The organism is Bradyrhizobium sp. 26S5, from assembly GCF_036923295.1.
Classification (GTDB): Bacteria; Pseudomonadota; Alphaproteobacteria; order Rhizobiales; family Xanthobacteraceae; genus Bradyrhizobium; species Bradyrhizobium septentrionale.
Map to the genome: position 1 here is coordinate 2,350,883 of NZ_CP145948.1, position 22,647 is coordinate 2,373,529.

General features: G+C 66.3%; 21 protein-coding genes. 10 read left to right on the forward strand and 11 right to left on the reverse strand.

The features are described from left to right. Window positions 1-132 precede the first annotated feature (132 nt). The 4 genes from V5279_RS11005 to V5279_RS11020 all read right to left on the reverse strand — a co-directional run bounded on the left by V5279_RS11005 (window position 133) and on the right by V5279_RS11020 (window position 7,088). On the reverse strand, window positions 133-2,196 hold the full coding sequence (locus tag V5279_RS11005) for a hypothetical protein (protein WP_338697226.1): 2,064 nt from the start codon (window positions 2,194-2,196) through the stop codon (window positions 133-135). Window positions 2,197-2,341: 145 nt separating this feature from the next. Further along, complete coding sequence (locus V5279_RS11010; RefSeq protein ID WP_166307351.1) at window positions 2,342-5,143, reverse strand: DUF4159 domain-containing protein; 2,802 nt, start codon at window positions 5,141-5,143, stop codon at window positions 2,342-2,344. Further along, window positions 5,143-6,084 carry a DUF58 domain-containing protein gene (locus V5279_RS11015; RefSeq protein WP_338697227.1) on the reverse strand — a complete coding sequence of 314 codons (942 nt, stop codon included), beginning with the start codon at window positions 6,082-6,084 and terminating at the stop codon, window positions 5,143-5,145. The genes V5279_RS11010 and V5279_RS11015 overlap by 1 nt, the downstream gene beginning before the upstream one ends. Next, window positions 6,084-7,088 (reverse strand): AAA family ATPase, encoded by a 1,005-nt coding sequence (locus V5279_RS11020; RefSeq protein WP_166298731.1) that lies wholly within the window; start codon window positions 7,086-7,088, stop codon window positions 6,084-6,086. The genes V5279_RS11015 and V5279_RS11020 overlap by 1 nt, the downstream gene beginning before the upstream one ends. Before the next feature lie 239 nt (window positions 7,089-7,327). Between V5279_RS11020 and V5279_RS11025 the strand changes: the two genes are divergently transcribed. Genes V5279_RS11025 through V5279_RS11045 form a run of 5 tightly spaced genes read left to right on the forward strand, consistent with a single transcriptional unit; the run spans window position 7,328 to window position 10,911 of the window. Further along, window positions 7,328-7,969 (forward strand): DUF1285 domain-containing protein, encoded by a 642-nt coding sequence (locus V5279_RS11025; protein ID WP_338697229.1) that lies wholly within the window; start codon window positions 7,328-7,330, stop codon window positions 7,967-7,969. Between the two features lie 32 nt (window positions 7,970-8,001). Next, window positions 8,002-8,637, forward strand: a complete 636-nt coding sequence (locus V5279_RS11030) for a CoA pyrophosphatase (protein ID WP_371261233.1) — start codon at window positions 8,002-8,004, stop codon at window positions 8,635-8,637. After that, window positions 8,634-8,897 carry a DUF6111 family protein gene (locus V5279_RS11035; RefSeq protein WP_338697231.1) on the forward strand — a complete coding sequence of 88 codons (264 nt, stop codon included), beginning with the start codon at window positions 8,634-8,636 and terminating at the stop codon, window positions 8,895-8,897. The genes V5279_RS11030 and V5279_RS11035 overlap by 4 nt, the downstream gene beginning before the upstream one ends. Then, window positions 8,894-10,150, forward strand: coding sequence for a CCA tRNA nucleotidyltransferase (locus V5279_RS11040; protein WP_338697233.1), 1,257 nt, complete (start codon window positions 8,894-8,896; stop codon window positions 10,148-10,150). The genes V5279_RS11035 and V5279_RS11040 overlap by 4 nt, the downstream gene beginning before the upstream one ends. Continuing rightward, window positions 10,147-10,911, forward strand: a complete 765-nt coding sequence (locus V5279_RS11045; protein WP_338697235.1) for a sulfite exporter TauE/SafE family protein — start codon at window positions 10,147-10,149, stop codon at window positions 10,909-10,911. Before V5279_RS11040 ends, V5279_RS11045 begins: the two co-directional genes overlap by 4 nt. A 71-nt stretch (window positions 10,912-10,982) precedes the next feature. Here V5279_RS11045 and V5279_RS11050 read toward each other — a convergent pair whose 3' ends face one another. The 6 genes from V5279_RS11050 to V5279_RS11075 form a co-directional block, all read right to left on the reverse strand. Next, a complete protein-coding gene (locus V5279_RS11050) occupies window positions 10,983-11,225 on the reverse strand; it encodes a DUF2158 domain-containing protein (protein ID WP_414645916.1) in 243 nt (80 codons plus the stop codon). Window positions 11,226-11,367: 142 nt separating this feature from the next. Further along, a complete protein-coding gene (locus V5279_RS11055; RefSeq protein WP_338697239.1) occupies window positions 11,368-12,105 on the reverse strand; it encodes an HAD family hydrolase in 738 nt (245 codons plus the stop codon). Continuing rightward, the gene (gene hemF, locus V5279_RS11060; RefSeq protein ID WP_338697241.1) at window positions 12,096-12,992 is read right to left on the reverse strand and encodes an oxygen-dependent coproporphyrinogen oxidase; all 897 of its coding nucleotides are present in this window, start codon (window positions 12,990-12,992) and stop codon (window positions 12,096-12,098) included. Before hemF ends, V5279_RS11055 begins: the two co-directional genes overlap by 10 nt. 2 nt (window positions 12,993-12,994) lie before the next feature. Beyond that, window positions 12,995-13,360: a 6-pyruvoyl trahydropterin synthase family protein gene (locus V5279_RS11065; RefSeq protein ID WP_166216830.1), complete on the reverse strand. Its 366-nt coding sequence runs from the start codon at window positions 13,358-13,360 to the stop codon at window positions 12,995-12,997. Window positions 13,361-13,391: 31 nt separating this feature from the next. Next, window positions 13,392-14,024: a 7-carboxy-7-deazaguanine synthase gene (queE, locus tag V5279_RS11070; RefSeq protein ID WP_338697247.1), complete on the reverse strand. Its 633-nt coding sequence runs from the start codon at window positions 14,022-14,024 to the stop codon at window positions 13,392-13,394. Window positions 14,025-14,034: 10 nt separating this feature from the next. Then, the gene (locus V5279_RS11075; RefSeq protein WP_338697249.1) at window positions 14,035-14,505 is read right to left on the reverse strand and encodes a tRNA (cytidine(34)-2'-O)-methyltransferase; all 471 of its coding nucleotides are present in this window, start codon (window positions 14,503-14,505) and stop codon (window positions 14,035-14,037) included. A gap of 277 nt (window positions 14,506-14,782) precedes the next feature. Between V5279_RS11075 and petA the strand changes: the two genes are divergently transcribed. The 3 genes from petA to V5279_RS11090 all read left to right on the forward strand — a co-directional run bounded on the left by petA (window position 14,783) and on the right by V5279_RS11090 (window position 18,313). Next, window positions 14,783-15,313 (forward strand): ubiquinol-cytochrome c reductase iron-sulfur subunit, encoded by a 531-nt coding sequence (gene petA / locus V5279_RS11080; protein ID WP_029083716.1) that lies wholly within the window; start codon window positions 14,783-14,785, stop codon window positions 15,311-15,313. A gap of 72 nt (window positions 15,314-15,385) precedes the next feature. Next, on the forward strand, window positions 15,386-17,458 hold the full coding sequence (locus V5279_RS11085; protein WP_338697251.1) for a cytochrome c1: 2,073 nt from the start codon (window positions 15,386-15,388) through the stop codon (window positions 17,456-17,458). A 180-nt stretch (window positions 17,459-17,638) separates the two neighbouring features. Continuing rightward, the gene (locus tag V5279_RS11090; RefSeq protein WP_166298722.1) at window positions 17,639-18,313 is read left to right on the forward strand and encodes a dienelactone hydrolase family protein; all 675 of its coding nucleotides are present in this window, start codon (window positions 17,639-17,641) and stop codon (window positions 18,311-18,313) included. A gap of 170 nt (window positions 18,314-18,483) precedes the next feature. On the opposite strand, the gene V5279_RS11095 is transcribed toward V5279_RS11090, so the two are convergent. Beyond that, window positions 18,484-19,482 (reverse strand): VOC family protein, encoded by a 999-nt coding sequence (locus tag V5279_RS11095; RefSeq protein WP_338697254.1) that lies wholly within the window; start codon window positions 19,480-19,482, stop codon window positions 18,484-18,486. A gap of 340 nt (window positions 19,483-19,822) precedes the next feature. Between V5279_RS11095 and V5279_RS11100 the strand changes: the two genes are divergently transcribed. Both V5279_RS11100 and V5279_RS11105 read left to right on the forward strand, forming a co-directional pair. Continuing rightward, a complete protein-coding gene (locus tag V5279_RS11100; protein ID WP_338697256.1) occupies window positions 19,823-21,988 on the forward strand; it encodes an anthranilate synthase component I in 2,166 nt (721 codons plus the stop codon). A gap of 14 nt (window positions 21,989-22,002) precedes the next feature. Beyond that, complete coding sequence (locus V5279_RS11105) at window positions 22,003-22,542, forward strand: adenine phosphoribosyltransferase (RefSeq protein ID WP_029083721.1); 540 nt, start codon at window positions 22,003-22,005, stop codon at window positions 22,540-22,542. Window positions 22,543-22,647: the final 105 nt, after the last annotated feature.

Here is a 22,647-nt window from a genome sequence, read left to right on the forward strand (position 1 = left end):
GCCATCACCCCAGCGGCCCGATGTTACATTATAACATCGGACGGCAATCGCGGTGTCAACCACAGTTGGGGCGAACTGTGTCGATCCGTTGCCGGTGTGTGTTTGAAGCAACGGAGCGCCGAGCCACCAGGCTCAGCGTCCCTCGCGCAGCCAGGTTGCCGCGAATGCGCCGAGCAGCAGCAGCAGGCCGACCAGGCCGGCGAACATCGGCAGCACGCCGACGCCCTTCACGACGCTGGCGTCGCGCATCTTGACGCCGAGCCAGCCGTCGCCGCGGAAGATCGAGGAGGCGCGTATCGGCACGATGCGCGGCATGTCGAGGCTCGATCCGTCGACGATGCGCCGCGCGTCGCCGCCGGTTGCCTGCGCCAGCGGCTTCAGCGTGTCGGTGGTCGAGGTGACCTCCGAGAATTCCTTCGGATTGGTCGGGCCGACATTGATCAGCGCCTTCAGCGTGCCGTCGGTGGCCTGCCACAGGCCGAGCTCGCTCGCGGGCAGCGTGGCGCGCCACTCGCCGGGATCGCCGGCGGCGAGCGTCAGTTCGCGCGTGGTGCCGCTCGGCGACGTCACGGTAACAGGCGCGACGGTATCGGCCATGGTCTGCCGCACCACGATCAGGTCCTTGCCCTGCACCTGCATGCGCAGCGCCTCTTCGTCGAGGTCGGGCTGCTTCATCAGCCAGTGCGACACCCGCCGCAACAAATCGAGATGCGGGCCGCCGCCTTCATAGCCGCGCGCCCAGAGCCAGATGTGGTCGGAGAGCAAGAGCGCGACGCGGCCTTCGCCGAAGCGCGACAGCAGCAGCAGCGGCTTGCCGTCGGCGCCGGTCATGACCGGCGGGTTGATCGCGTTGCGGGTATCGACGGTGCGGAAGAACCGGCTCCAATGCGGCGGCTCGGCATTCGAGCCCTCCAGTCCGCGCGTCACCGGGTGGCGCTTCCCGGCGTCGCTCAAATGCGCGTAGAACGGCTTCTCGGTGACGCCGACCGGCTCGGCCGGCAGCACCGAATCCAGCGGCGTGCGCCAGATGCTGGTGGTCGAGGCGTAGTCGGGACCGGCGGAGACCAGCACCGCGCCGCCGGAGCGGACGTAGCGCGCAATGTTGTCGAAATAGGCGATCGGCAGCACGCCCTGGCGGGCGTAGCGATCGAAGATGATCAGCTGGAATTCGTTGATCTTCTGCTGGAACAGCTCGCGGGTCGGAAACGCGATCAACGACAGCTCGTTGATCGGCGTGCCGTCCTGCTTCTCCGGCGGACGCAGGATGGTGAAGTGCACCAGATCGACGCTGGGGTCTGACTTCAACAGGTTGCGCCAGGTGCGCTCGCCGGCATGCGGCTCGCCCGACACCAGCAGCACGCGCAGCTTGTCGCGCACGCCGTCGATCGCGACCACGGCGCGGTTGTTGACCGGGGTCAGCTCGTTCTCGAGCGGCGAGGCCTCGATCTCGACGATGTTGGGCCCGGCATGCTTGATGTCGATGTCGACGCTGGAGGTCTGGCCGCTGCTCAGCATGCGCTCGTTGATCACCTCGCCGTCGCGGCGGATCGTGACCTTGGCGCGCTCGCCGGTGACGCCCTGGTCGTCGAGCCGGTAGGTGATGGTCTGGGTCTGGCCGACAATGCCGAAGCGCGGCGCGGCGGTGATCGCGATGCGGCGGTCGCGCTCGTCCTTGCGGCCGGTGATCAACGCATGCAGCGGCGCCTGGAAGCCGAGCGCCTGGGCGTTGGCGGGAATGTCGTGCACCCGGCCGTCGGTGATCATGAACGCGCCGGCGACGCGCTCGACCGGAACGTCCGACAGTGCCGATGTCAGCGCGCCGAACAGCTTTGTGCCGTCGGTTTCGCCGTCGGCCTGGCCGGCCTCGACGACGCGGACCTCGAGGCCCTTGACCTGCTTCAAGCTGTCGACCAGCGCCTGCCGCGCCTTGTCGGTCTCCTGGTTGCGCGTGCCAAAGTTCTGGCTCGGGCTCTTGTCGACCACGACGGCGGCGACCGAGGACAACGGCTCGCGGTCCTCGCGGGTGAAGGAGGGGTTGGCCAGCGCGAGCAGGATCAGCGCCAGCGCGGCGACGCGCACCGCGGCGCCGCGCGCGCGCGACAGCAACAACAGCGCGGCGATGACGACGATCGCGCCGAGCCCGATCCACAGCACGAGCGAAGGAACCAGCGGTGTGAACGCGATACCGTAGTTCATGGTGCAGACCTATCCGTGTCGTCATACCCGGCCTTGTGCCGGGCATCCACGTCTTTGGTGCCGGGCGTCAAGACGTGGATGGCCGGGCCAAGCCCGGCCATGACGGAGAGAATGGGCGCAACACTGGCGGACGCCATATTCATGCTCATTGTCCCAGCCGCTCGATCAAAGCAGGCGCGTGCACCTGGTCGGCCTTGTAGTTGCCGGTCAGGGTGTACATCACGATGTTGACGCCGGCGCGGAAGGCGAATTCGCGCTGCCGCGGCTCGCCGGGTGTCAGCGGCAGCATTGGCTGGCCGTCGGGGCGGATCGCCCAGGCGCCGGCAAGGTCGTTCGACGTGATGATGATCGGCGAGACGCCGTCGCCGCCGCGCGCCGGGCGCTGTGCGGTCTCCTCGTCGTCCTCGCGCGGCAACGTCTCGACCCAGGTCTGGCCGGAGTTGAAGCGGCCGGGGAAGTCGCGCAGCAGATAGAACGTCTTGGTCAGCACGTGCTCGCGCGGCACCGGCTCGAGCTCGGGCACGTCGAGGGTCGACAGCAATTCGCGCAGCGTCTGCATGCCCGGCGTCTGCGAGGCGCCATTGTCGCCCGGCGGCGCCTCGACGGCGTCGCGGGTGTCGAAAATCACGGTGCCGCCCTGCTTCATGTAGGCGTCGATCTTGTTGATGGCGTCCTGCGGCGGCTTCGGCGCGCCCGGCACGATCGGCCAGTAGATCAGCGGGAAGAACGCCAGCTCGTCGCGCGCAGGGTCGATGCCGACGGGATCGCCGGCTTCGAGCGCAGTGCGCTGCCCGAGGAACAGCGTCAGACCGGACATCCCGGCCTTGACGATGGAATCGACGTCGGCATTGCCGGTGACGACATAGGCCAGCCGCGTCTGCGACACCGACTTGATGGCGAAATCGTCGTTGCTTTCGGCGCGTGTCGATGACGGCGCGAACGTCAGGAGGATGAAGGCGAAGGCGAGCACGGCCGGCGCAGCGCGCCGCCGGATCAGCGCGGCGAGGCCGCCACCGAGCATCGCGACCACGATCGCATCGAGCAGGAACAGCGCCAGCGCCGTCGACAGCATGATGCCGCGCAGGTCACGCGGTTCGGTGTTGGTGAAGCTCGCATGCTTGGCGCGCAGGCCGGAAGTGTCGAGCGGCGCGATGCGGTCGGCGGAGGCAAGCGTGTTGACCGCGATCGGGCTCTCGGCGGTGCCGTAGAACCCGGGCGGATGATCCGCGGTGCCGCGGTCGCGATAGTCCGCCGACATCGGCTTGGCGGTCGCAGGCGGCGGGCCGAAGGCGCCGAAGCCGTCGAGCGTGCGCAGCGGCGCGACCGTCTCGGCGTTGGGATCGCTGGCAACGCCGGGGCCGGGCTTCGAGGTGTAGCCGGACATGTCGATCAGCCGGCGCAGCATCTCGACGAAGGTGCCGGACATCGGCAGGTCCGACCAGCGCATGTCGGCGCCGACATGGAACAGGCTGACCACGCCCTTGCCGCGATGCTCGCCGGTGACGAGCGGGGTGCCGTCTTCAAGAGATGCCCAGCTCTTGGTCGCGAGCACGGCGTCGGGCTCGGCCAGCACCTGGCGGCTGACGGTGATGTCCTTTGGCACGGTGAGGCTTGCGAACGGACCGTCGGCGGCGAACGAGGCCATGTGCTGCGGCTTCTCCCAGGTCAGGCTGCCGCCGAGCGTGCGGCCGCCGCGGCGCAGCTTGACCGGAACGAGGTCGTCGTCGGCCTGCGCGAGGCGCGGGCCGGCGAAGCGCACCAGCACGCCACCCTGCTCGATCCAGGCGTTGAGCCGATCGCGGATCTCCGGCGACAGCGTGCCGACATCGGCCATCACGATCATCGGCAGCCGCTGGTCGAGAAATTGCCCGATCACCTGCTGCGGCGCGCCGCGATCGCCGAGCCGGACATCGGCGAACGGCGACAGCGCGCGGGACAGATAGAAGGTCGATGCCAAGAGCGGCTGCGCGGTGTCGTTGCTCGCACCCGAGACCACACCGATGGCGCGGCGGCGCCAGCGCCGGTCGAGCAGTTGCACGGCGCCGGCCGAATGCTCGCCGGAGATTTCGAGCCGCGAGATGTCGTTGCGCAGTTCGACCGGAAGATCGAAGGCGGCTTCGGTCTCGCGCTCCTGCGGGCCGAACGTGTAGCGGGCCTCGCCGATCGGCGAGCCCTTGGCATCGACCGCGCGCACCGTGCCGGCCGCGAGGCCGCTTTCGGTGCGCAACACTTTCACGGTCATCTTGGCGGCGGCGTTCTCGGCCGCGACCAGCGCCTGCGCGGACTGCGCGCCGCCCGAATAGATCGTCAGATTGCGGCTCTCGATCACCTTGCCGAGACCTTCGGTGAACTCGCTGCCGCGGCCGGTGTCGACGCCGTCGGACAGCCAGGCGATGTCGCAGTCGCCGGTCGATTTGAGGAAACGTCCAAGCGAGGTCAGGGTTTCAACGCGATCGATCGAGTAGGGTTTTGGCGCGAGCTGGCGCAACGCGACGCGCGCGGTGCCGGCCGGCATCAGCGTGATGTCACGCGTGGGCTCGGACAGCGGCACCAGCGCGACGCCGCGGCGGTCGCTGTCGGCATCGGCGATCAATTCGTCCGCGGCCTTGACCCGCGCATCCCAGCTCGAGGCCGCGCTCCAGCCGTCGTCGAGCAGGATCACCAGCGGGAATTTGCCCGCGGCGACGCCGGTCTGCGGATTCCAGATCGGGCCGGCGGCGGCAAGGATGACGAGCGCGGCGGCAGCGAGCCGCAGCAGCGTCAGCCACCACGGCGTGCGCGCCGGCGTCTCTTCCTTGGGCGCAATGTCGAACAACAACCGCGTCGGCGGGAATTCGATGCGCCGCGGCCGCGGCGGCATCACGCGCAACAGCCACCACAGCACCGGCAGGCTGACCAGCCCCAGCAGCAGCAGCGGTTCGGCAAAGGAGAGCGGGAGGCCTGCGATCATGCGCTGCGTCCCGCCTTGACTGTTGAGCGGCCGCCGCCCTTGCTCACCATCATGCCGGCATGCAGGTACAGCAGCAGCTCGGCCGCGGAGCGGCTGGTGGTGTGGGTCGAGAACAGCCAGTCGAGCCGGTTGGTCTCGGCGCGGATCTGGTCGCGATGCAACGCGACGCGGGCGACGTAATCGGTGGCCCAGCTTTCGGCGCGGCCGGCGGTGATGACGCTGCCGGCCTCCGGCTCGACGAACTCGACGCGGCCGGAATAGGGGAAAGTCTCCTCGGCCGGATCGACGACCTGGATCATGGTGCCGTGCGCGCCCGACGAGGCGAGCCCGGCCAGCATGGTCGTGATCTCGGCCATTGGCGACCAGAAGTCCGACAGCACCACGATCTCGGCGAGCGACGACGGCACGAAGGAGGGCGGCAGGCTGGCGCGCGTCGCCTCGTCATGCAGCATCGCCTGCGCCATCTTGTCGATCACGGCGCGGCTGCCGGTCGGGTTCATCAGGCCGGGAACGCCGACGCGCTCGCCGCCGGCAACCAGCAGCTCGGCCAGCGCAAAGGCAACGATCAGTCCGCGCTCGAGCTTAGAGTCGCGCGCCTCGCGTGAGGCAAAGGCCATCGACGGCGAGCGATCGGGCCATATCCACACGGTGTGCGCGGCCTCCCACTCCTGCTCGCGGACATAGAGATGGTCGTCGCGTCCCGAGCGGCGCCAGTCGACGCGCTGCGACGGTTCGCCCGACACGAAGCGGCGATATTGCCAGAAGCTCTCGCCGGTGCCGGCGCGACGGCGACCATGCATGCCATGGATGACGTTGGCAGCGATTCGGCGAGCCTCAAGCATCAGGCGCGGCAGCGATGCGGCGAGCGTTCGGCTTTCGCCATCTGCACGTCGAACCGCAAGGAGCTCCTCGTTCTGGTGCCTGTTGTCAGCCGCCATCAACCGATCCGGGTTTTCAGTTGCTTGATCACGTCGGGAATGGTGCGGCCCTCGGCGCGTGCCGAGAAGGTCAGCGCCATGCGGTGCTTGAGCACGGGCTCGGCGAGATCGAGCACGTCGTCGATCGACGGCGCCAGCCTTCCGTCGAGCAGCGCGCGGGCGCGGACCGCGAGCATCAGCGACTGGCTGGCGCGGGGACCCGGTCCCCAGGCGATCAGCTTGCCGGCCTCGCCACCCTCGGGGCCGGGACGCGCGGCGCGCACCAGCGTCAGGATCGCCTCGACCACGGAATCGCCGACCGGCAGCCGCCGCACCAGCCGTTGCGCGGTGATCAGCGTCTCTGCGTCCATCGACGCCTTGGCAAGCGTCTCTTCGGCACCGGTGGTTTCGAACAGGATGCGCCGCTCGGCGTCGCGATCGGGATAGTCGACGTCGATTTCCATCAGGAAGCGGTCGAGCTGCGCCTCGGGCAGCGGGTAGGTGCCTTCCTGCTCGAGCGGGTTCTGCGTCGCGAGCACGTGGAACGGCTTCGGCAGGTCATGCCGCGCGCCGGCAATGGTGATGTGCTGCTCCTGCATGGCTTGCAGCAGCGCCGACTGGGTGCGCGGGCTGGCGCGGTTGATCTCGTCGGCCATCAAGAGCTGCGCGAACACCGGACCCGAGATGAAGCGGAACGAGCGCTTGCCGGCCGAGCTCTCGTCGAGCACTTCGGCGCCGAGAATGTCCGACGGCATCAGATCGGGTGTGAACTGGATGCGCTTGGCGTCGAGCCCGAGCGTGACGCCGAGCGTTTCGACCAGCTTGGTCTTGGCGAGGCCGGGCACGCCGATCAACAGCGCGTGGCCGCCGGACAGGATCGTCACCAAAGTGTTTTCGATCACCTGGTCCTGGCCGAAAATGACAGTGGAGACCGCTTCCTTGGCGGCCTTGATCTGGCCCACGACCTGCTCGGCCGAGCGGACGATCACATCCTCCATTTTCTCGACGCTGTCTGCACCAGCCATTCGGTCCGCTCCTTCTCGACGATCCCGGTGATTCCCGCGTCGTCATCTGTCGTCAGCTCTTGGCCCTCATGCTAAACCTGCGCGAAAGCCATGTATTCGTTGAATTAAACTATCCCCACCTTATCGGTATTTCAGGGTATGAACGGCATCACGATGTGGCGAGAAAGACACCCCGACCACATCTCAGGATACGTGCACCAAATGTGCCAGATTGAGGGTCGGAAGCTTTAAGGTAAACAATGGCGAAGCAAGGGCAGAGCGAATCCGGCAGTGAAACTACGGGCCTAGGGAGCAAGGGCCTCGAAGGGCTGACCACCGCCGCCAATCGAGCTGCGACATCAGGGCCGGCCGGACGCAAGGGCCTGCCGCCGGTTCACCTCTGGAATCCGCCATTCTGCGGCGATCTCGACATGCGAATCGCGCCCGACGGCACCTGGTTCTACATGGGAACACCGATCGGGCGTCCCGCGCTGGTGCGGCTGTTCTCCACCATCCTGAAGCGCGAGGACGGCAAGCACTTTCTCGTGACACCGGTGGAGAAGGTCGGCATTCGCGTCGATGACGCGCCGTTCCTTGCCGTGGAAATGCAGACCGACGAAGACGCGCGCGGCCGCTTGCTCAGGTTCCGCACCAATGTCGACGATTGGGTCGATTGCGAGAAGGGCCACGGTCTCAGATTCGAGGCCGCCGAGGACGGCGGATTGACGCCCTATCTGCATGTCCGCGCCGACCTGTGGGCCAAGGTCACCCGCGCGCTCTACTACGATCTGGTTGACATGGGCGAGGCGCGGATGGTCGATGGTCAGGAGATGTTCGGCATCGAGTCCGGCGGCGAGTTCTTCGCGATGGCCGACGCCAGCCAGGTGAGGGACGCACTTTGAACGAGCCGTTGCTGAAGGTGAGGCCGGCGACGATCAGTTCGACGGAATTCTTCGCGCGGGCCCGCACGCGGCTCGATTTCGAAGTGCCGCCAGGGCTGGTCGATCCGCATATCATTCCGCGCACCGGAGACTCCGGCAACGATCGCATGCTGGAGATCGTGGCGCAGGAGCAGCCGGTGCGGCCGGCCGCGGTGCTGATCCCGGTGGTCGATCATCCCGAGCCGACCGTGCTCTTGACGCAGCGTTCGCCCAATCTGTCGAGCCACGCCGGTCAGATCTCGTTCCCCGGCGGCAAGATCGACGCCACCGATGCCTCGCCGCTCGATGCCGCATTGCGCGAGGCCTGCGAAGAAGTCGGGCTGAAGCGGGAATTCATCGACCCGGTCGGCTATCTCGACCTCTATGGCACCGCATTCGGCTTCCGTATCCTGCCGACGGTCGCCAAGGTGAAGCCGGGATTCACACTTGAGATCAATGAAGCCGAGGTCGTCGATGCGTTCGAAGTGCCGCTCGCTTTCCTGATGAATCCCGAGAATCATCAGATCCACGTCAAGGAATTCCGCGGCATCGACCGGCACTATTATGCGATGCCGTTCGCCGAGCGCTACATCTGGGGCGCGACCGCGGGCATCCTGCGTGTGCTGTATGAGCGGATCTATCTGTCATGATCCGCACGGTGTTGACCGAGATCGGAATCTTTCTTGTTCCTTTCGCGGTCTATGCCATCTTCCTCATCGCGACGCGGTCCGGCGTGACGCTGCCGGCGTCATGGCCGCTCGACATGCTCGCGAAGCTGACGCTGGTGGCGCTGGTGCTGGTCATCGTGAGCTTCGTGCTGCTCGCCGAACTGACCGGCGCGCCGCCGAACTCGACCTACGTTCCCGCCCATATCGAGGACGGCAGGCTGGTGCCGGGAGTTGAGAGATGAGCGAGGTGCGCCTGTTGTCCGACGCGCCATGGCTCACTGAGGGGCCAGCGGCACGGGTGCTCGGCCTGCTCAATGCCGATGGCGAGGAAGCGCGGGCGATCGGCGGCGCGGTGCGCAACGCGCTGATGAAAATTCCGCTCGCCGACATCGACATCGCGACGACGGCATTGCCGGACGAGGTGGTACGGCGCGCCAGGCGCGCGGGCATCAAGAGCGTGCCGACCGGCATCGAACACGGCACCGTAACCCTGGTCGTCGACAGCCAGCCCATCGAGGTGACGACGCTGCGCGAGGACACCGAGACCTATGGCCGCAAGGCCAAGGTCGCGTTCGGGCGCGACTGGGTGCGCGACGCCGAGCGGCGCGACTTCACCATCAACGGCCTGTCGGTCGATGCCGACGGCATCGTGCATGATCACGTCGGCGGCCTCGCCGATATCGCGGCGCGGCGGGTGCGCTTCATCGGCGATCCGGCGCAGCGGATTGCCGAGGATTATTTGCGCATCCTGCGCTTCTTCCGTTTCCACGCCGCCTACGCCGCAGGCGAGGTCGATCGCGCCGGCTATCTCGCTTGCATCTCCGGACGCGCCGGACTTGCCGGCCTGTCGGCCGAGCGGATCCGCATGGAGATGCTTAAACTCGTGGTCGCGAACGGCGCCGCGGGCGCGGTGGTCGCGATGGGGGAGGGCGGACTGCTGCTGCCGTTGTTCGGCGGCGTCGCCTATACCGGACCGTTCGCGGCGATGATCGAGATCGAGAGGCTGATGGAGCTTAAGGCGAGCGCGACGCGCCGGCTCGCCGCGTTGACGGTTGCCGTGACCGAGGATGCGCGGCGCATCGCGAGCCGGCTGCGGCTCTCCAATGCCGAGGCCAAGGCGCTCGACTCGATGGGCCATCGCTGGTGGCGCTTGCCCGGCATGGACGAGGCTCGTGCCAAGCGCAGGCTCTACCGGCTCGATGAGGAGCCCTATCGCGACCGGCTGCTGCTGGCCTGGGCGCGAACCGGCGCGAACCGTGATGTCGATCAGTGGCGCGCACTCGCCACGCTGCCGCAACGCTGGCGCGCGCCTCACTTTCCCTTGAGGGCGTCGGATTTCATCGCGCGCGGGATTGCCGAGGGACCGGCGTTGGGGCATGTCCTGACCCTGGCCGAGGATGCTTGGCTTGCCGCGGATTTTCCGCTCGATCCGCAGGTGTTGTCTGGCATCGCCGACCAGACCGTTTCCCGTTTCACCCGCGACCATCGGCTGTGAGTTTTCTCTCCGGCTTCTCCGACATCTCGCTCCTTCAAATTTGTCTCGTCGTCGGCGTTGCCCTGTTTGCGTCCGTGATCGGCGGCCTTGCCGGCTATGGCACCGGCGCCTTGATGCCGCTGGTGCTGGTGCCGATGGTCGGCGCCGAGCCGGTCGTGCCGATCATCGCGATCTCGTCGATCTTCACCAATTCCAGCCGCTTCATCGCCTTTGTCAGGTTTGCCGACCGCCGCAAGGCGATCATCGTGATCGCGGCGGCGCTGCTCTCCACCGCGCTCGGCGCCTACGGCTACACGCGGCTGACCAGCGCCGGCGCCTCGCTGGTGATCGGAAGCATGCTGATCCTGAGCGTGCCGCTCAGGCGGCTGTTGCGCAAGCGCAGCGTCAGGATCGGTGAACGCGGGCTCGCGGCAGGCGCTGTCGGCTATGGCGTGCTGGTCGGCGGCACCGCGGGCTCCGGCGTCATCCTGCTCTCGCTGTTGATGGCGGCGGGGCTCGAAGGCGCTGCGGTGGTCGCAACCGATGCGGTGATTTCGCTCACGAGTGCCGCGGTCAAGATTTCGGTGTTCGGTCTCGCCGGGGTCATCACCGCGCAGGTGCTGGCCCTTGCGCTCTTGATCGGCCCGATCGCCATTCCCGGCGCGTTCCTGGCCAAGGCCTTTGTCGAGCGGATGCCGGTGCATATCCACACCGCGATCCTCGATGCCGCCGTGATCGTCGGCGGCGCGGTCATGATCGTCACCGCGTTGCGCGCATTCTGACGGGACGCGGAGGCGATGCTGCCGGCGACTCGCCGGGCAGCATCGCCTGAGAAAACTTATGCAGCCTCTTCTTACGCAGCCGTGCGCTTCTTGCGGCTGCCGTGCTCCTTGTCGTCGTCCTCTTCTTCTTCCTCGTCATCCTCTTCTTCGTCGTCGTCTTCCTCGTCATCTTCCGGATCGATTTCGGTCGATTCGAGCGCGACGAGCGGCAAGGTTTCGCGAAACAAATCGCCGTCCGTGCCCATCCACAGGCACTCGACCTTGTCCTCGTCGACTTCAACGACCGTGATCGGATGGCCGCCGGATTTCAGCATGACGACATCGCCTGGCTTCAGTTCCATGATTCTCCCTCCGCGCTTGATGACGCGGACGGCAGGCTAGCGACCTGTGATGACAGTCAAATCACGGCCGACGCTCGGTGCTGTGGATTTGCTGTGAAAACAGCCGTTGCGGCTATTAGCGCGCTGCAGGAATCAGTTCGGTCAGCGAACGGATGATGCGGTCGGGCTTGATTGTCGATCCCGGCGGCAGTCCGACACCATGCACGTCCATCCAGATCGCATAGATGCCAAGCCGCTGTGGCGCCACGACTTCCCACTCGAGATTGTCGCCGATCATCCAGGTGTCAGGTGCGCTGACGCCGAGCGCTTCCATCGCGTGCAGATAGGCGCGCTCCTCTGGTTTGCCGAAGCCGTGCTCGCCCTCGATCTGGATGTGATCGAAGCGATGGCCCAGCGCGAAGCGCTCGACCTTGGCGCGTTGCATCTCGGCGGCGCCGTTGGTGACCAGCGCGAGCTTGATGCCGAGCGCCTTGAACGCATCGATCGCCTCATGCGCGCCGGGGAAGACGAACATCTCCTCTTCGCGATAGGCGGTGAAACGATCTGCGATGCGGTCCGCGAGATCGTCCGGCAGCGCGCGGTGGCCGGCCGCCGCGAGCGCCGCGAAGCCGCCCTTCACGGTCAGCCGCCGCGCCTCGCCGAGCTTGATCCGCCAGATCGGCTCGGCGGTCGACCAGAATTGCCGTGCATAGGCCAACAGCGCGGTCGCGACCATGTCCGAGGGCAGGGGAGCCAGCTCCTCGGCGAATTCGGCGGTGATCGTGTTCCAGGCGATCTCGGGGCGGCCATAGGCCGACAGGATGGTGTCATCCATGTCGATCAGCATTGCACGCGGCAGTTTGGTCACGGCCATTTCACCTCCGGCGGCAGCGACGACAGGATCGAATCCACATTGCCGCCGGTCTTCAGGCCGAAGATGGTGCCGCGATCGTAGAGCAGGTTGAACTCGACATAGCGTCCGCGGCGGATCAGCTGCTCATCGCGATCCTCGGCGCTCCAGGCGGCCGCGAAATTACGCCGCACCAGGTCGGGATAGATTTTCAGGAAGCTGCGCCCGACGTCCTGGGTGAAGGCGAGGTCGGCATCCCAGTCGCCGCTGTCGTGCCAGTCGTAGAAGATGCCGCCGATGCCGCGGGCTTCCTTGCGGTGTGGCAGATAGAAATAGTCGTCGCACCATTTCTTGTACTTGTCGTAGTCGGCGACGCCGTTCGGCCCGCTGCACGCCTCTTTCATCGCGGTATGGAAGGCGACCGTGTCGGGGTCCTCCTGGGTGCGCCGCCGGTTCAGCACCGGCGTCAAATCGGCGCCGCCGCCGAACCAGGCCTTGGTGGTGACGACGAAGCGGGTGTTCATATGCACCGCGGGCACGTTCGGATTGCGCAAATGTGCGATCAGCGAAATGCCCGAAGCCCAAAACCTGGGATCATCGGCGGCACCGGGAATCTGCGCGCGGAATTCGGGGGCGAACTCACCATGCACGGTCGAGCAGTGCACGCCGACCTTCTCGAACAGTCGGCCCTTCATGATCGACATCACGCCTCCGCCGCCGGGATTGCCGGTGTGGTCGGTGCGGTCCCAGGGGGTGCGCACGAACCGGCCGGCGTCGCCGGGATAGAGCGCTGCGGGGGCATCGTCCTCGAGCGTCTCGAAGGACGCGCAGATGTCGTTGCGCAGCGCCTCGAACCAGCCGCGCGCACGCGCCTTGCGATCCTCGATGATGGCGGGGTCTGTGGGCAGCATGACTATCCCTGCGGTCCGAAATAGGTGCAGCTCTCGTTGCAGCTGTCGCGATGGACGGCGACGCGCGTCAGCTTGCCGGTGTGTTGCAGCCGCTCCCAGATGAAGCGCGAGAGATTCTCCAGCGTCGGCACGCCGATGGCCTCGATCTTGTTCAGGAACTTGTGGTCGAGCGTTTTCTGCACCTCGGCCATGGCGCGCTCCAGCAGGCCGAGATCGATCACCATCCCGGTTTTCGGGTCGGGCGTGCCGCGCACCGTGACTTCGGCGCGGAAGGAGTGACCGTGAATCTCCTCGCTGTTTACACCAAACGTCGTTCCGGAAAGCGCATGCGCAGCCTCGAACCGAAACGCTTTCGTCAATTCCCACATCTCGTTCAACAATCCAGTTCTGCCAGAGTAGTTATCTGATACCGAGCGTCTTGTGCGTCTGCACGCTGAGGCGCCATTGCGGGTGCTTCAGGCAGTAGTCGATCGCCCGCTCGGTATTCGCGATCACGTCGGGGCCGTCCATCGGCTGCAGCGAGAAGCGCTCGAAGGCGAGCCCGGCAAAATCCTCCGGTGCGTTCTCCACCTGCGGATAGACCAGCTTGAGCTCGTGCCCCCTGCGCACCACGAGCTCGGCCGCGGCCTTCGGGCTGACGCAGATCCAGTCGAGCCCGTCGGGCGGGGCGATGGTGCCGTTGGTCTCGATCGCGATCGCAAAGCCGTGCCCGTGCAGGGCCTCGATCAGGGCGGTGTCGACCTGCAGCAGCGGCTCGCCGCCGGTCAGCACCACGTAGCGGTCGGCCGCGCCGGCGGTCCATTGCGCGGCGATGGCGCCGGCGAGCTCGGCCGCGTCGGCATAGCGGCCGCCGAGCGTGCCGTCGGTACCGACGAAATCGGTGTCGCAGAATTGGCAGACGGCGCCGGCGCGGTCCTGTTCGCGGCCGCTCCAGAGGTTGCAGCCGGCGAAGCGGCAGAACACGGAGGCGCGGCCTGCATGGGCGCCTTCGCCCTGCAGGGTGAGAAATATCTCCTTGACCGCGTAGCTCACCAAAAATCCCTTAAGTTACCGAACCGGCAGTGACAAAACCGGTCTGCCGCAGCGCCTCGCCGAGGGCCATGGCCGCCGTGACGGCCACATTGAGCGAGCGCAGGGTCGGCTTGATCGGAATCACCAGCCGCGCGTCCGCGGCGGCCACCACCGCGTCGGTCACCCCCGCCGTCTCGCGCCCGAACAGCAGGACATCGGAGGCCGTATACTCGAAATCAATATAGGATTTCGCTGCCCTGGTCGTGAACAGGACCAGCCGGCAGGCGGCCTCGGCCCGCCATTCCTCGAATTTCGACCATGAGTCGTGACGCTTCAACCGCACATGGTCGAGATAGTCCATACCCGCCCGGCGGAAATTCCGGTCCGAGGCGTCGAATCCCGCCGGTTCGATGATATGGGCTGCCACGTCCAGGCAGGCGCAGAGGCGCAGAATCGTTCCCGTGTTCTGGGGAATGTCGGGCTGGAACAGCGCGATCTGCATGGTGCTGACGACCTGTGAAAACCGGATGAAATTGTCTCAATAAAACATCGCCCGGCGCGGATTTCGTGCATTGCACGTTTGCGAGCCGATAGCGGGCTTGCGCTCGTCCGGCAAGGGTGCCAATAGAACGATTCTGGACTGCTGTTCCGCCATTTGGGGTGGGGAATAGCGGTTTTCTGCCGCCGCGGGGGCCGCGGGCGCCGGCAGCCTTTCTCGGGACGCGTTCCGCGTCTTTGGGGCGGTTCCACCGGCTGCAGAAAAGAAAGGGCTAGGAATCGTGACGACAGCGTCTTCGGCGGACCATCCGACACGCCGTGATTTTCTCTTCGTTGCAACCGGAGCTGCCGCCGTGGTCGGCGCAGCCGCCACCGTGTGGCCGATGGTTGCCCAGATGAACCCGGATGCCGCGACGATCGCGGCCGGCGCGCCGATCCAGGTCGACCTGGCGCCGATCGCCGAGGGCCAGGACATCAAGGTGTTCTGGCGCGGCAAGCCGATCTACATCAGCCACCGCACCAAGAAGCAGATTCAGGAGGCCCAGAGCGTGCCGCTCTCGAGCCTGCCCGATCCGCAGCCCGACTCGGCCCGCGTCAAGGCTGGCCACGACCAGTGGCTGGTTGTGATCGGCATCTGCACCCATCTCGGCTGTATCCCGATCGCCCATGAGGGCAATTACGATGGCTTCTTCTGCCCCTGCCACGGCTCGCAGTACGACTCCTCCGGTCGTATCCGTCAGGGGCCGGCGCCCGCCAACCTGGCGGTGCCGCCCTACGCCTTCCTTTCCGACACCAAAATCCAGATCGGCTAAGTCCCGGACCCTCCGGGACTTCGGCTTCCCCTTGGACCCATCGCGTCGTTTTTCTTCTTCAGGATCGCATCAATGAGCGGACCATCTGATTTTCAACCGAGCAACCCCGCCTTGAAGTGGATCGAACGGCGCCTTCCGATCTTCGGCCTGGTCCACTCTTCCTTCGTGGCCTACCCGACGCCGCGCAACCTGAACTACTGGTGGACCTTCGGCGCCATCCTTTCGCTGATGCTGGGTCTGCAGATCCTGACCGGCGTGATCCTGGCGATGCACTACACGCCGCACGCCGACCTCGCCTTCAAATCGGTTGAACTGATCGTCCGCGACGTCAACTACGGCTGGCTGCTGCGCAACATGCATGCCTGCGGCGCGTCGATGTTCTTCTTCGCGGTCTACATCCACATGTTCCGCGGTCTCTATTACGGGTCGTACAAGGAGCCGCGCGAGGTGCTGTGGATCCTCGGCGTCATCATCTACCTCTTGATGATGGCGACCGGCTTCATGGGCTACGTGCTGCCGTGGGGCCAGATGAGCTTCTGGGGCGCCACCGTCATCACCAATTTGTTCTCGGCCGTGCCCTATTTCGGCGAGAGCATCGTGACCCTGCTGTGGGGCGGCTATTCGGTCGGCAACCCGACGCTGAACCGCTTCTTCTCGCTGCACTATCTGCTGCCGTTCGTGATCGCCGGCGTGGTCGTGCTGCACGTCTGGGCGTTGCACGTCGCGGGCCAGAACAACCCGGCCGGCGTCGAGGCCAAGACCGAGAAGGACACCGTCCCGTTCACGCCCTATGCGACGATCAAGGACGCGTTCGGCGTGTCCTGCTTCCTGATCTTCTTCGCCTGGTTCATCTTCTACATGCCGAACTATCTCGGCGACGCCGACAACTACATTCCGGCGAACCCCGGCGTGACCCCGGCGCACATCGTGCCTGAATGGTACTACCTGCCGTTCTACGCGATCCTGCGTTCGATCCCGAACAAGCTCGCCGGCGTGGTGGCAATGTTCGGTGCGATCGTCATCCTGGCGTTCCTGCCCTGGCTCGACAACGCGCGGACCCGTTCGTCGAAGTATCGTCCGCTGGCCAAGCAGTTCTTCTGGATCTTCGTGGTGGTCTGCATCCTGCTCGGCTATCTCGGTTCGCAGCCGCCGGAAGGCATCTATGTGATCGCCGGCCGCATCCTGACGGTTTGCTACTTCGCCTACTTCCTGATCGTGCTGCCGCTGCTCTCCCGCATCGAGACGCCGCGTCCGGTGCCGAACTCGATCGCCGACGACGTGCTGGCAAAGAGCAAGGGCAGGGTCGTGACCGCAGCCTCCGTGATGCTCGCGCTGGTGGTGGCTGGCGGCCTGTTCGCCGGCAGCACCCAGAACGCCAGGGCCGAGGAGGGTGGCAATGCGCCGCCGGCACAGAGCTGGTCGTTCTCCGGCCCTTTCGGCAAGTATGACCGCGGCTCGCTGCAGCGTGGCCTCAAGGTCTACAAGGAAGTCTGCTCGGCCTGCCACGGCCTGTCCTATGTCGCGTTCCGCAACCTCGCCGATGCCGGCGGCCCCGGCTATTCGGTGGCGCAGGCGGCGGCGTTCGCGTCGGAGTACAAGATCAAGGACGGCCCGAACGATCAGGGCGAGATGTTCGAACGTCCGGGCCGCCCGGCGGATTACTTCCCGTCGCCGTTCCCGAACGAGCAGGCCGCTCGCGTGGCCAATGGCGGCGCGGCGCCGCCCGATCTCTCGCTGATCACCAAGGCGCGGTCCTACAAGCGCGGCTTCCCGCAGTTCGTGATCGACTTCTTCAGCCAGTACCAGGAGCAGGGCCCCGACTACGTCGATGCCATCCTGCAGGGCTTCGAGGACAAGGCCCCGGCCGGCGTCACGATCCCGGAAGGCTCGTACTACAACAAGTATTTCCCGGGCCACTCGATCAAGATGCCGAAGCCGCTGTCCGACGGTCAGGTGACCTTCGATGACGGTTCGCCGGCGACGGTGAAGCAGTATGCGCACGACGTCACCACGTTCCTGATGTGGGCCGCCGAGCCGCACATGGAGGAGCGCAAGCGGATCGGCATGCAGGTGTTCTTCTTCCTGATCGTGTTCGCGATCCTGATGTACTTCACCAAGCGCAAGGTCTGGGCCGACGCCCACTGATCGCGGCTACGGCAGCGAGTTTGAAGAAGCCCCTTCGGGGGCTTTTTTGTTGTGCGGGACGCACGCGGCGCCAATGCGCGGAGATGACGAGTGCGCGAGCCCGCCGCAGGGCGATTGCGTCCGTCACCGAGTGCGGACAAGATGCCGGTCAATCAGCCGGCAAACATTGCGGAGGAACTCATGGGTACCAGCGTCAGCTTCAAGCGTCCGGACGGCAAGGAAGCGTCGGGCTATCTCGCCAATGCCGCGCGCGGCAACGCGCCGGGCGTCGTCGTGATCCAGGAATGGTGGGGCCTTCAGGACCAGATCAAGGGCATGTGCGACCGCTTCGCGCTGGCCGGCTTCGATGCGCTGGCGCCCGATCTCTACAAGGGCAAGGTGGTGCCGTATCACGACACCGACGCGGCCGGCAAAGAGATGAACTCGCTCGACTTCATGGATGCCACCACGCAGACCGTGCGCGGCGCCGCGCAATACCTTGCCAAGAGCGGCACCAAGGTCGGCCTGACCGGCTTCTGCCTCGGCGGCGCGGTGACCATCATCGGCGCCACCAAGATCCCGGAGCTGACGGCCGGTGTGGTGTTCTACGGCATTCCGCCGGAGCAGGCGGCCAAGCCGGCGGACGTCAAGATTCCGCTGCAGGGGCACTTTGCGACCAAGGACGACTGGTGCACGCCGGCGCTGGTCGATGGTTTTGAGAAAGCGATGAAGGCCGCCGGCAAATCGCTGGAGCTGTTCCGCTATGACGCCGAGCACGGTTTCGGCAACGAGCAGCGTTTGTCGGTGCACGACCGGCAGTGTGCAGAACTGGCCTGGGGCCGGGCGACGGAGTTTTTCAGGAAGCATTTGGGGTAAGAGGCTGCCTGCCGCGGCCACCGCTGTCGTCCCGGCGAAGGCCGGGACCCATACGCCGCGGCCGAGGGAAGAGGTACGCTGGCGGACATCTCACCAGACAACTGCATTCTGTGGTTATGGGTCCCGGCCCCCGTGCGCAATTGCGCACTAGGCCGGGACGACGGCGAGCCTTAACTCTCCGCCTTCACTCCGTCCCACCACGGGCAGGTCCCCGACATCAGCTTGAAATTGCCTTCCAGCACCTGCACCGGTGCGCGCTTGCCCTCGGCGGCGGCGCGCATGCGCATCTCGCGCGCAACGGCGCGGTCCTCGGCTGACAGCCAGACGCGCTCGTGGCCCCACAAGCTCGGACCATCAACCATCTCGAACGGCGTCCAGTTTGCTGGGTCGATCTCGCGGCCGCCCCAGCCGCACTCGACCATGAAGGCCGACGGCGACTTGGCGTAGAACGACGTCATCAAATCGTTGGTGTGACGGCCGAGCGTGACGTTGACGCGGTCTTCCTTCATCGCGACGTCGTAGGCCTGGCCGACATCGTCGAGCGAGAACAGCTCGACCATCAGATGGTGCATGCCGTTCGTCCCGGTCTCGATCAGCGCGAGCGAGTGGTGGCGAGCATTGACGTGGAAGAAATACGCGCGGAACGGTTTTTCGATGTAGTCGCTCAGGGCGAAGCCGAGCACGTCGACATAGAAGCTCATGACCGGCGCGATGTTCTCGACGGTCAGCACCGCGTGGCCGAGGCCGAGCGCGCCGGTGCGGAAGCCGGAGATCGAGCGCCCCGGCTTGAACGGCGTGTCGTCGATCTCCGGGCCGTGGAACGCTTCGAGCCGGTTGCCGGCCGGGTCCTGGAACGAGATCAGGCCGCGCACCCGCCTGGCATCGGCGAGCGCCTGCGGCTCGGCGGTCACGGCAACGCCGGCATGCTCGAGCCGCGCCGCCAGCGCGTCGAGCGTTGCGGCGTCCGCCACCTCCCAGCCGAAGAACCTGGTGCCTTCGCCCTGCGCGCGGTCGATCACAATGCGTTGCTTGCGGTCGTCCATCCGGAACGCGAGCAGCGAATTGCCGCGCTCGATTGCCTGCAGCCCGACCAGGCCGGTGCCGAATTGCCGCCAGTCGTCGAGCGCGTTGGAGCCGAAGCCGGCATATCCGAGACCCAAAATCGCCATCTGCGCCTCCGCCATCTGTCTGTTTTTTGGGCGGCCGATCGGCCGCCATTTCCACAAATCCTACGCGGATTCCCCGCCGTGCGAACTGGAAAAAGGCCGTCCCGCCTTGGGGCAGGGGCAGGAGCAAGGGGACCGGCCATCCCTTGACACGGCCCGCGCCGGGTGGTGTGTAACGGCCATGCGCACCGTTGCCAGCCCATCCCGTCGTTGGTGGCCCACCTTCTCATAGGTGGCCGGTGCGATTTCATTTCCAAAAGTCGTCGAAGGTCGCCATCGCAGTGCGACGGCCCTTCGTTTGTCCTGTGTGGCGCTCTCTTCCCAAGTCTCGTAAGAGGATCACATGAACAGGACAGTCTTCTCCCTGCCGGCCAAGAGCGAATACCTGACCAATGGCGGCCTTGCCGTCGCACGCGTGGTCGAGCAGTTCACCGGCGGCGCCAACCGTCTCGACGATCTGATCGCGCTGTTGGACCGCCGCCGCGGCGTGGTGCTGTCCTCGGGCACAACCGTGCCGGGCCGCTACGAGAGCTTTGACCTCGGCTTCGCCGACCCGCCGCTGGTGCTGGAAACGTCGGGCACCGATTTCTCATTGCAGGCGCTGAACCCGCGCGGTCAGGTCTTGATCGCCTTCCTCGGCGACGTGCTGCGCGAGCCCTGCGTCGTGATCTCCGAGCGCAGCGCGACGAAGCTCGCCGGCCATATCATCCGCGGCGCCGCGCCGGTCGAGGAAGACCAGCGCACCCGCCGCGCCAGCGTGATGTCGCTGGTGCGCGACATGGTGGCGGCGTTCACCTCCAATGCCGATCCGCTGCTCGGTCTGTTCGGCGCCTTCGCCTACGACCTCGTGTTCCAGATCGAGGACATCGTGCAGAAGCGCACCCGCGAAGCCGACCAGCGCGACATCGTGCTCTACGTGCCGGACCGGCTGCTGGCCTACGACCGCGCCACCGGCCGCGGCGTGGCGCTGAATTACGAATTCTCTTGGAAGGGCAAATCCACCGCCGGCCAGTCGCACGAGACCGCGCCGAGCCTTTACGCCAAGGCCGGGCGGCAGGGCTTTGCCGATCACGCCCCGGGCGAATACCAGGCCACGGTCGAAGTCGCGCGTGCTGCGTTCGCCCGCGGTGACCTGTTCGAGGCGGTGCCCGGGCAATTGTTCGCCGAGCCCTGCGAGCGTTCGCCGGCGGAGGTGTTCCAGCGGCTCTGCCGCATCAACCCGTCGCCCTATGGCGCGCTGATGAATCTCGGCGACGGCGAATTCCTGGTCTCCGCCTCGCCCGAGATGTTCGTGCGCTCCGACGGCCGCCGGGTCGAGACCTGCCCGATCTCGGGTACCATCGCGCGCGGCTCGGACTCGATCGGCGATGCCGAGCAGATCCGCAAGCTCCTGAACTCGGAGAAGGACGAGTTCGAGCTCAACATGTGCACCGACGTCGACCGCAACGACAAGGCGCGCGTCTGCGTGCCCGGCACCATCAAGGTGCTGGCGCGGCGTCAGATCGAGACCTACTCAAAGCTGTTCCACACCGTCGATCACGTCGAGGGCATGCTGCGGCCTGGCTTTGACTCGCTCGACGCCTTCCTGACCCACGCCTGGGCCGTCACGGTGACCGGCGCGCCGAAATTGTGGGCGATGCAGTTCGTCGAGGACCACGAGCGCTCGCCGCGGCGCTGGTATGCCGGCGCGATCGGCTGCGTCAATTTCGACGGCAGCATCAACACCGGGCTGACGATCCGCACCATCCGCATGAAGGATGGTCTCGCCGAGGTGCGGGTCGGTGCGACCTGCCTGTTCGACTCGGACCCGGCCGCCGAGGACCGCGAGTGCCAGGTCAAGGCGGCGGCGCTGTTCCAGGCGCTGCGCGGCGATCCGCCGAAGCCGCTGTCCGACTTCGCGCCTGATGCCACCGGCTCCGGCAAGAACGTGCTGCTGATCGATCACGACGACAGCTTCGTGCACATGCTGGCCGATTATTTCCGCCAGGTCGGCGCCAACGTCACCGTGGTCAGGCACATCCATGCCCAGGACATGCTGAAGCAGCGGGGCTGGGACCTGCTGGTGCTGTCGCCCGGGCCGGGTCGCCCTGAGGATTTCGGCATCGCGAAAACCATCGACACTGCGCTCGAGAAGAAGCTGCCGATCTTCGGCGTCTGCCTCGGCGTGCAGGCGATCGGCGAATATTTCGGCGGCCAGCTCGGTCAGCTCGGTCAGCCTGCGCACGGCCGTCCCTCGCGCGTCCAGGTGCGCGGCGGCCGGCTGATGCACAACCTGCCCAATGAGATCGTGATCGGCCGCTATCACTCGCTCTATGTCGAGCGCGACAGCGTGCCCGAGGTGCTGGCGGTGACCGCGACCACCGAGGACGGCGTCGCGATGGTGATCGAGCACAAGACCCTGCCGGTCGGCGGCGTGCAATTCCATCCGGAGTCGCTGATGTCGCTCGGCAATGAGGTGGGCCTGCGCATCGTCGAGAATGCATTCCGGCTTAATCCGCCGGCCAAATGAGGATTGCGAGACCAATGACCTTCGACCACGACATCAAGGCGACCGTTCGCAACATCCCGGACTACCCGAAGAAGGGCATCCTGTTTCACGACATCACGACGCTGCTCGCGGATGCCCGTGCCTTCCGCCGGGCGGTCGATGAACTGGTGCATCCCTGGGCGGGGGCGAAGGTCGACAAGGTCGCAGGCATCGAGGCCCGCGGCTTCATCCTCGGCGGCGCGGTGGCGCACCAGCTCTCGGCCGGCTTCGTGCCGATCCGCAAGAAGGGCAAGCTGCCGCACACCACGGTGCGGATCGCCTATTCGCTGGAATACGGCATCGACGAGATGGAGATGCATGCCGACGCCGTGCTGCCCGGCGAGCGCGTGATCCTGGTCGACGATCTGATCGCGACCGGCGGCACCGCGGAGGGCGCGGTGAAGCTGCTGCGCCAGATCGGCGCCAATGTGGTCGCCGCCTGCTTCATCATCGACCTGCCCGATCTCGGCGGCGCCGCAAAACTGCGCGCGATGGACGTCCCGGTGCGCACGCTGATGGCGTTCGAGGGGCATTAAGAGTCACCTCGCCCCGCTCTTCGCGGGGAGAGGTCGGCGCGAAGCGCCGGGTGAGGGGAGTCTCCGCGCACTCCAATCCCGATTGAATTTGCGGAGAAAGCCCCT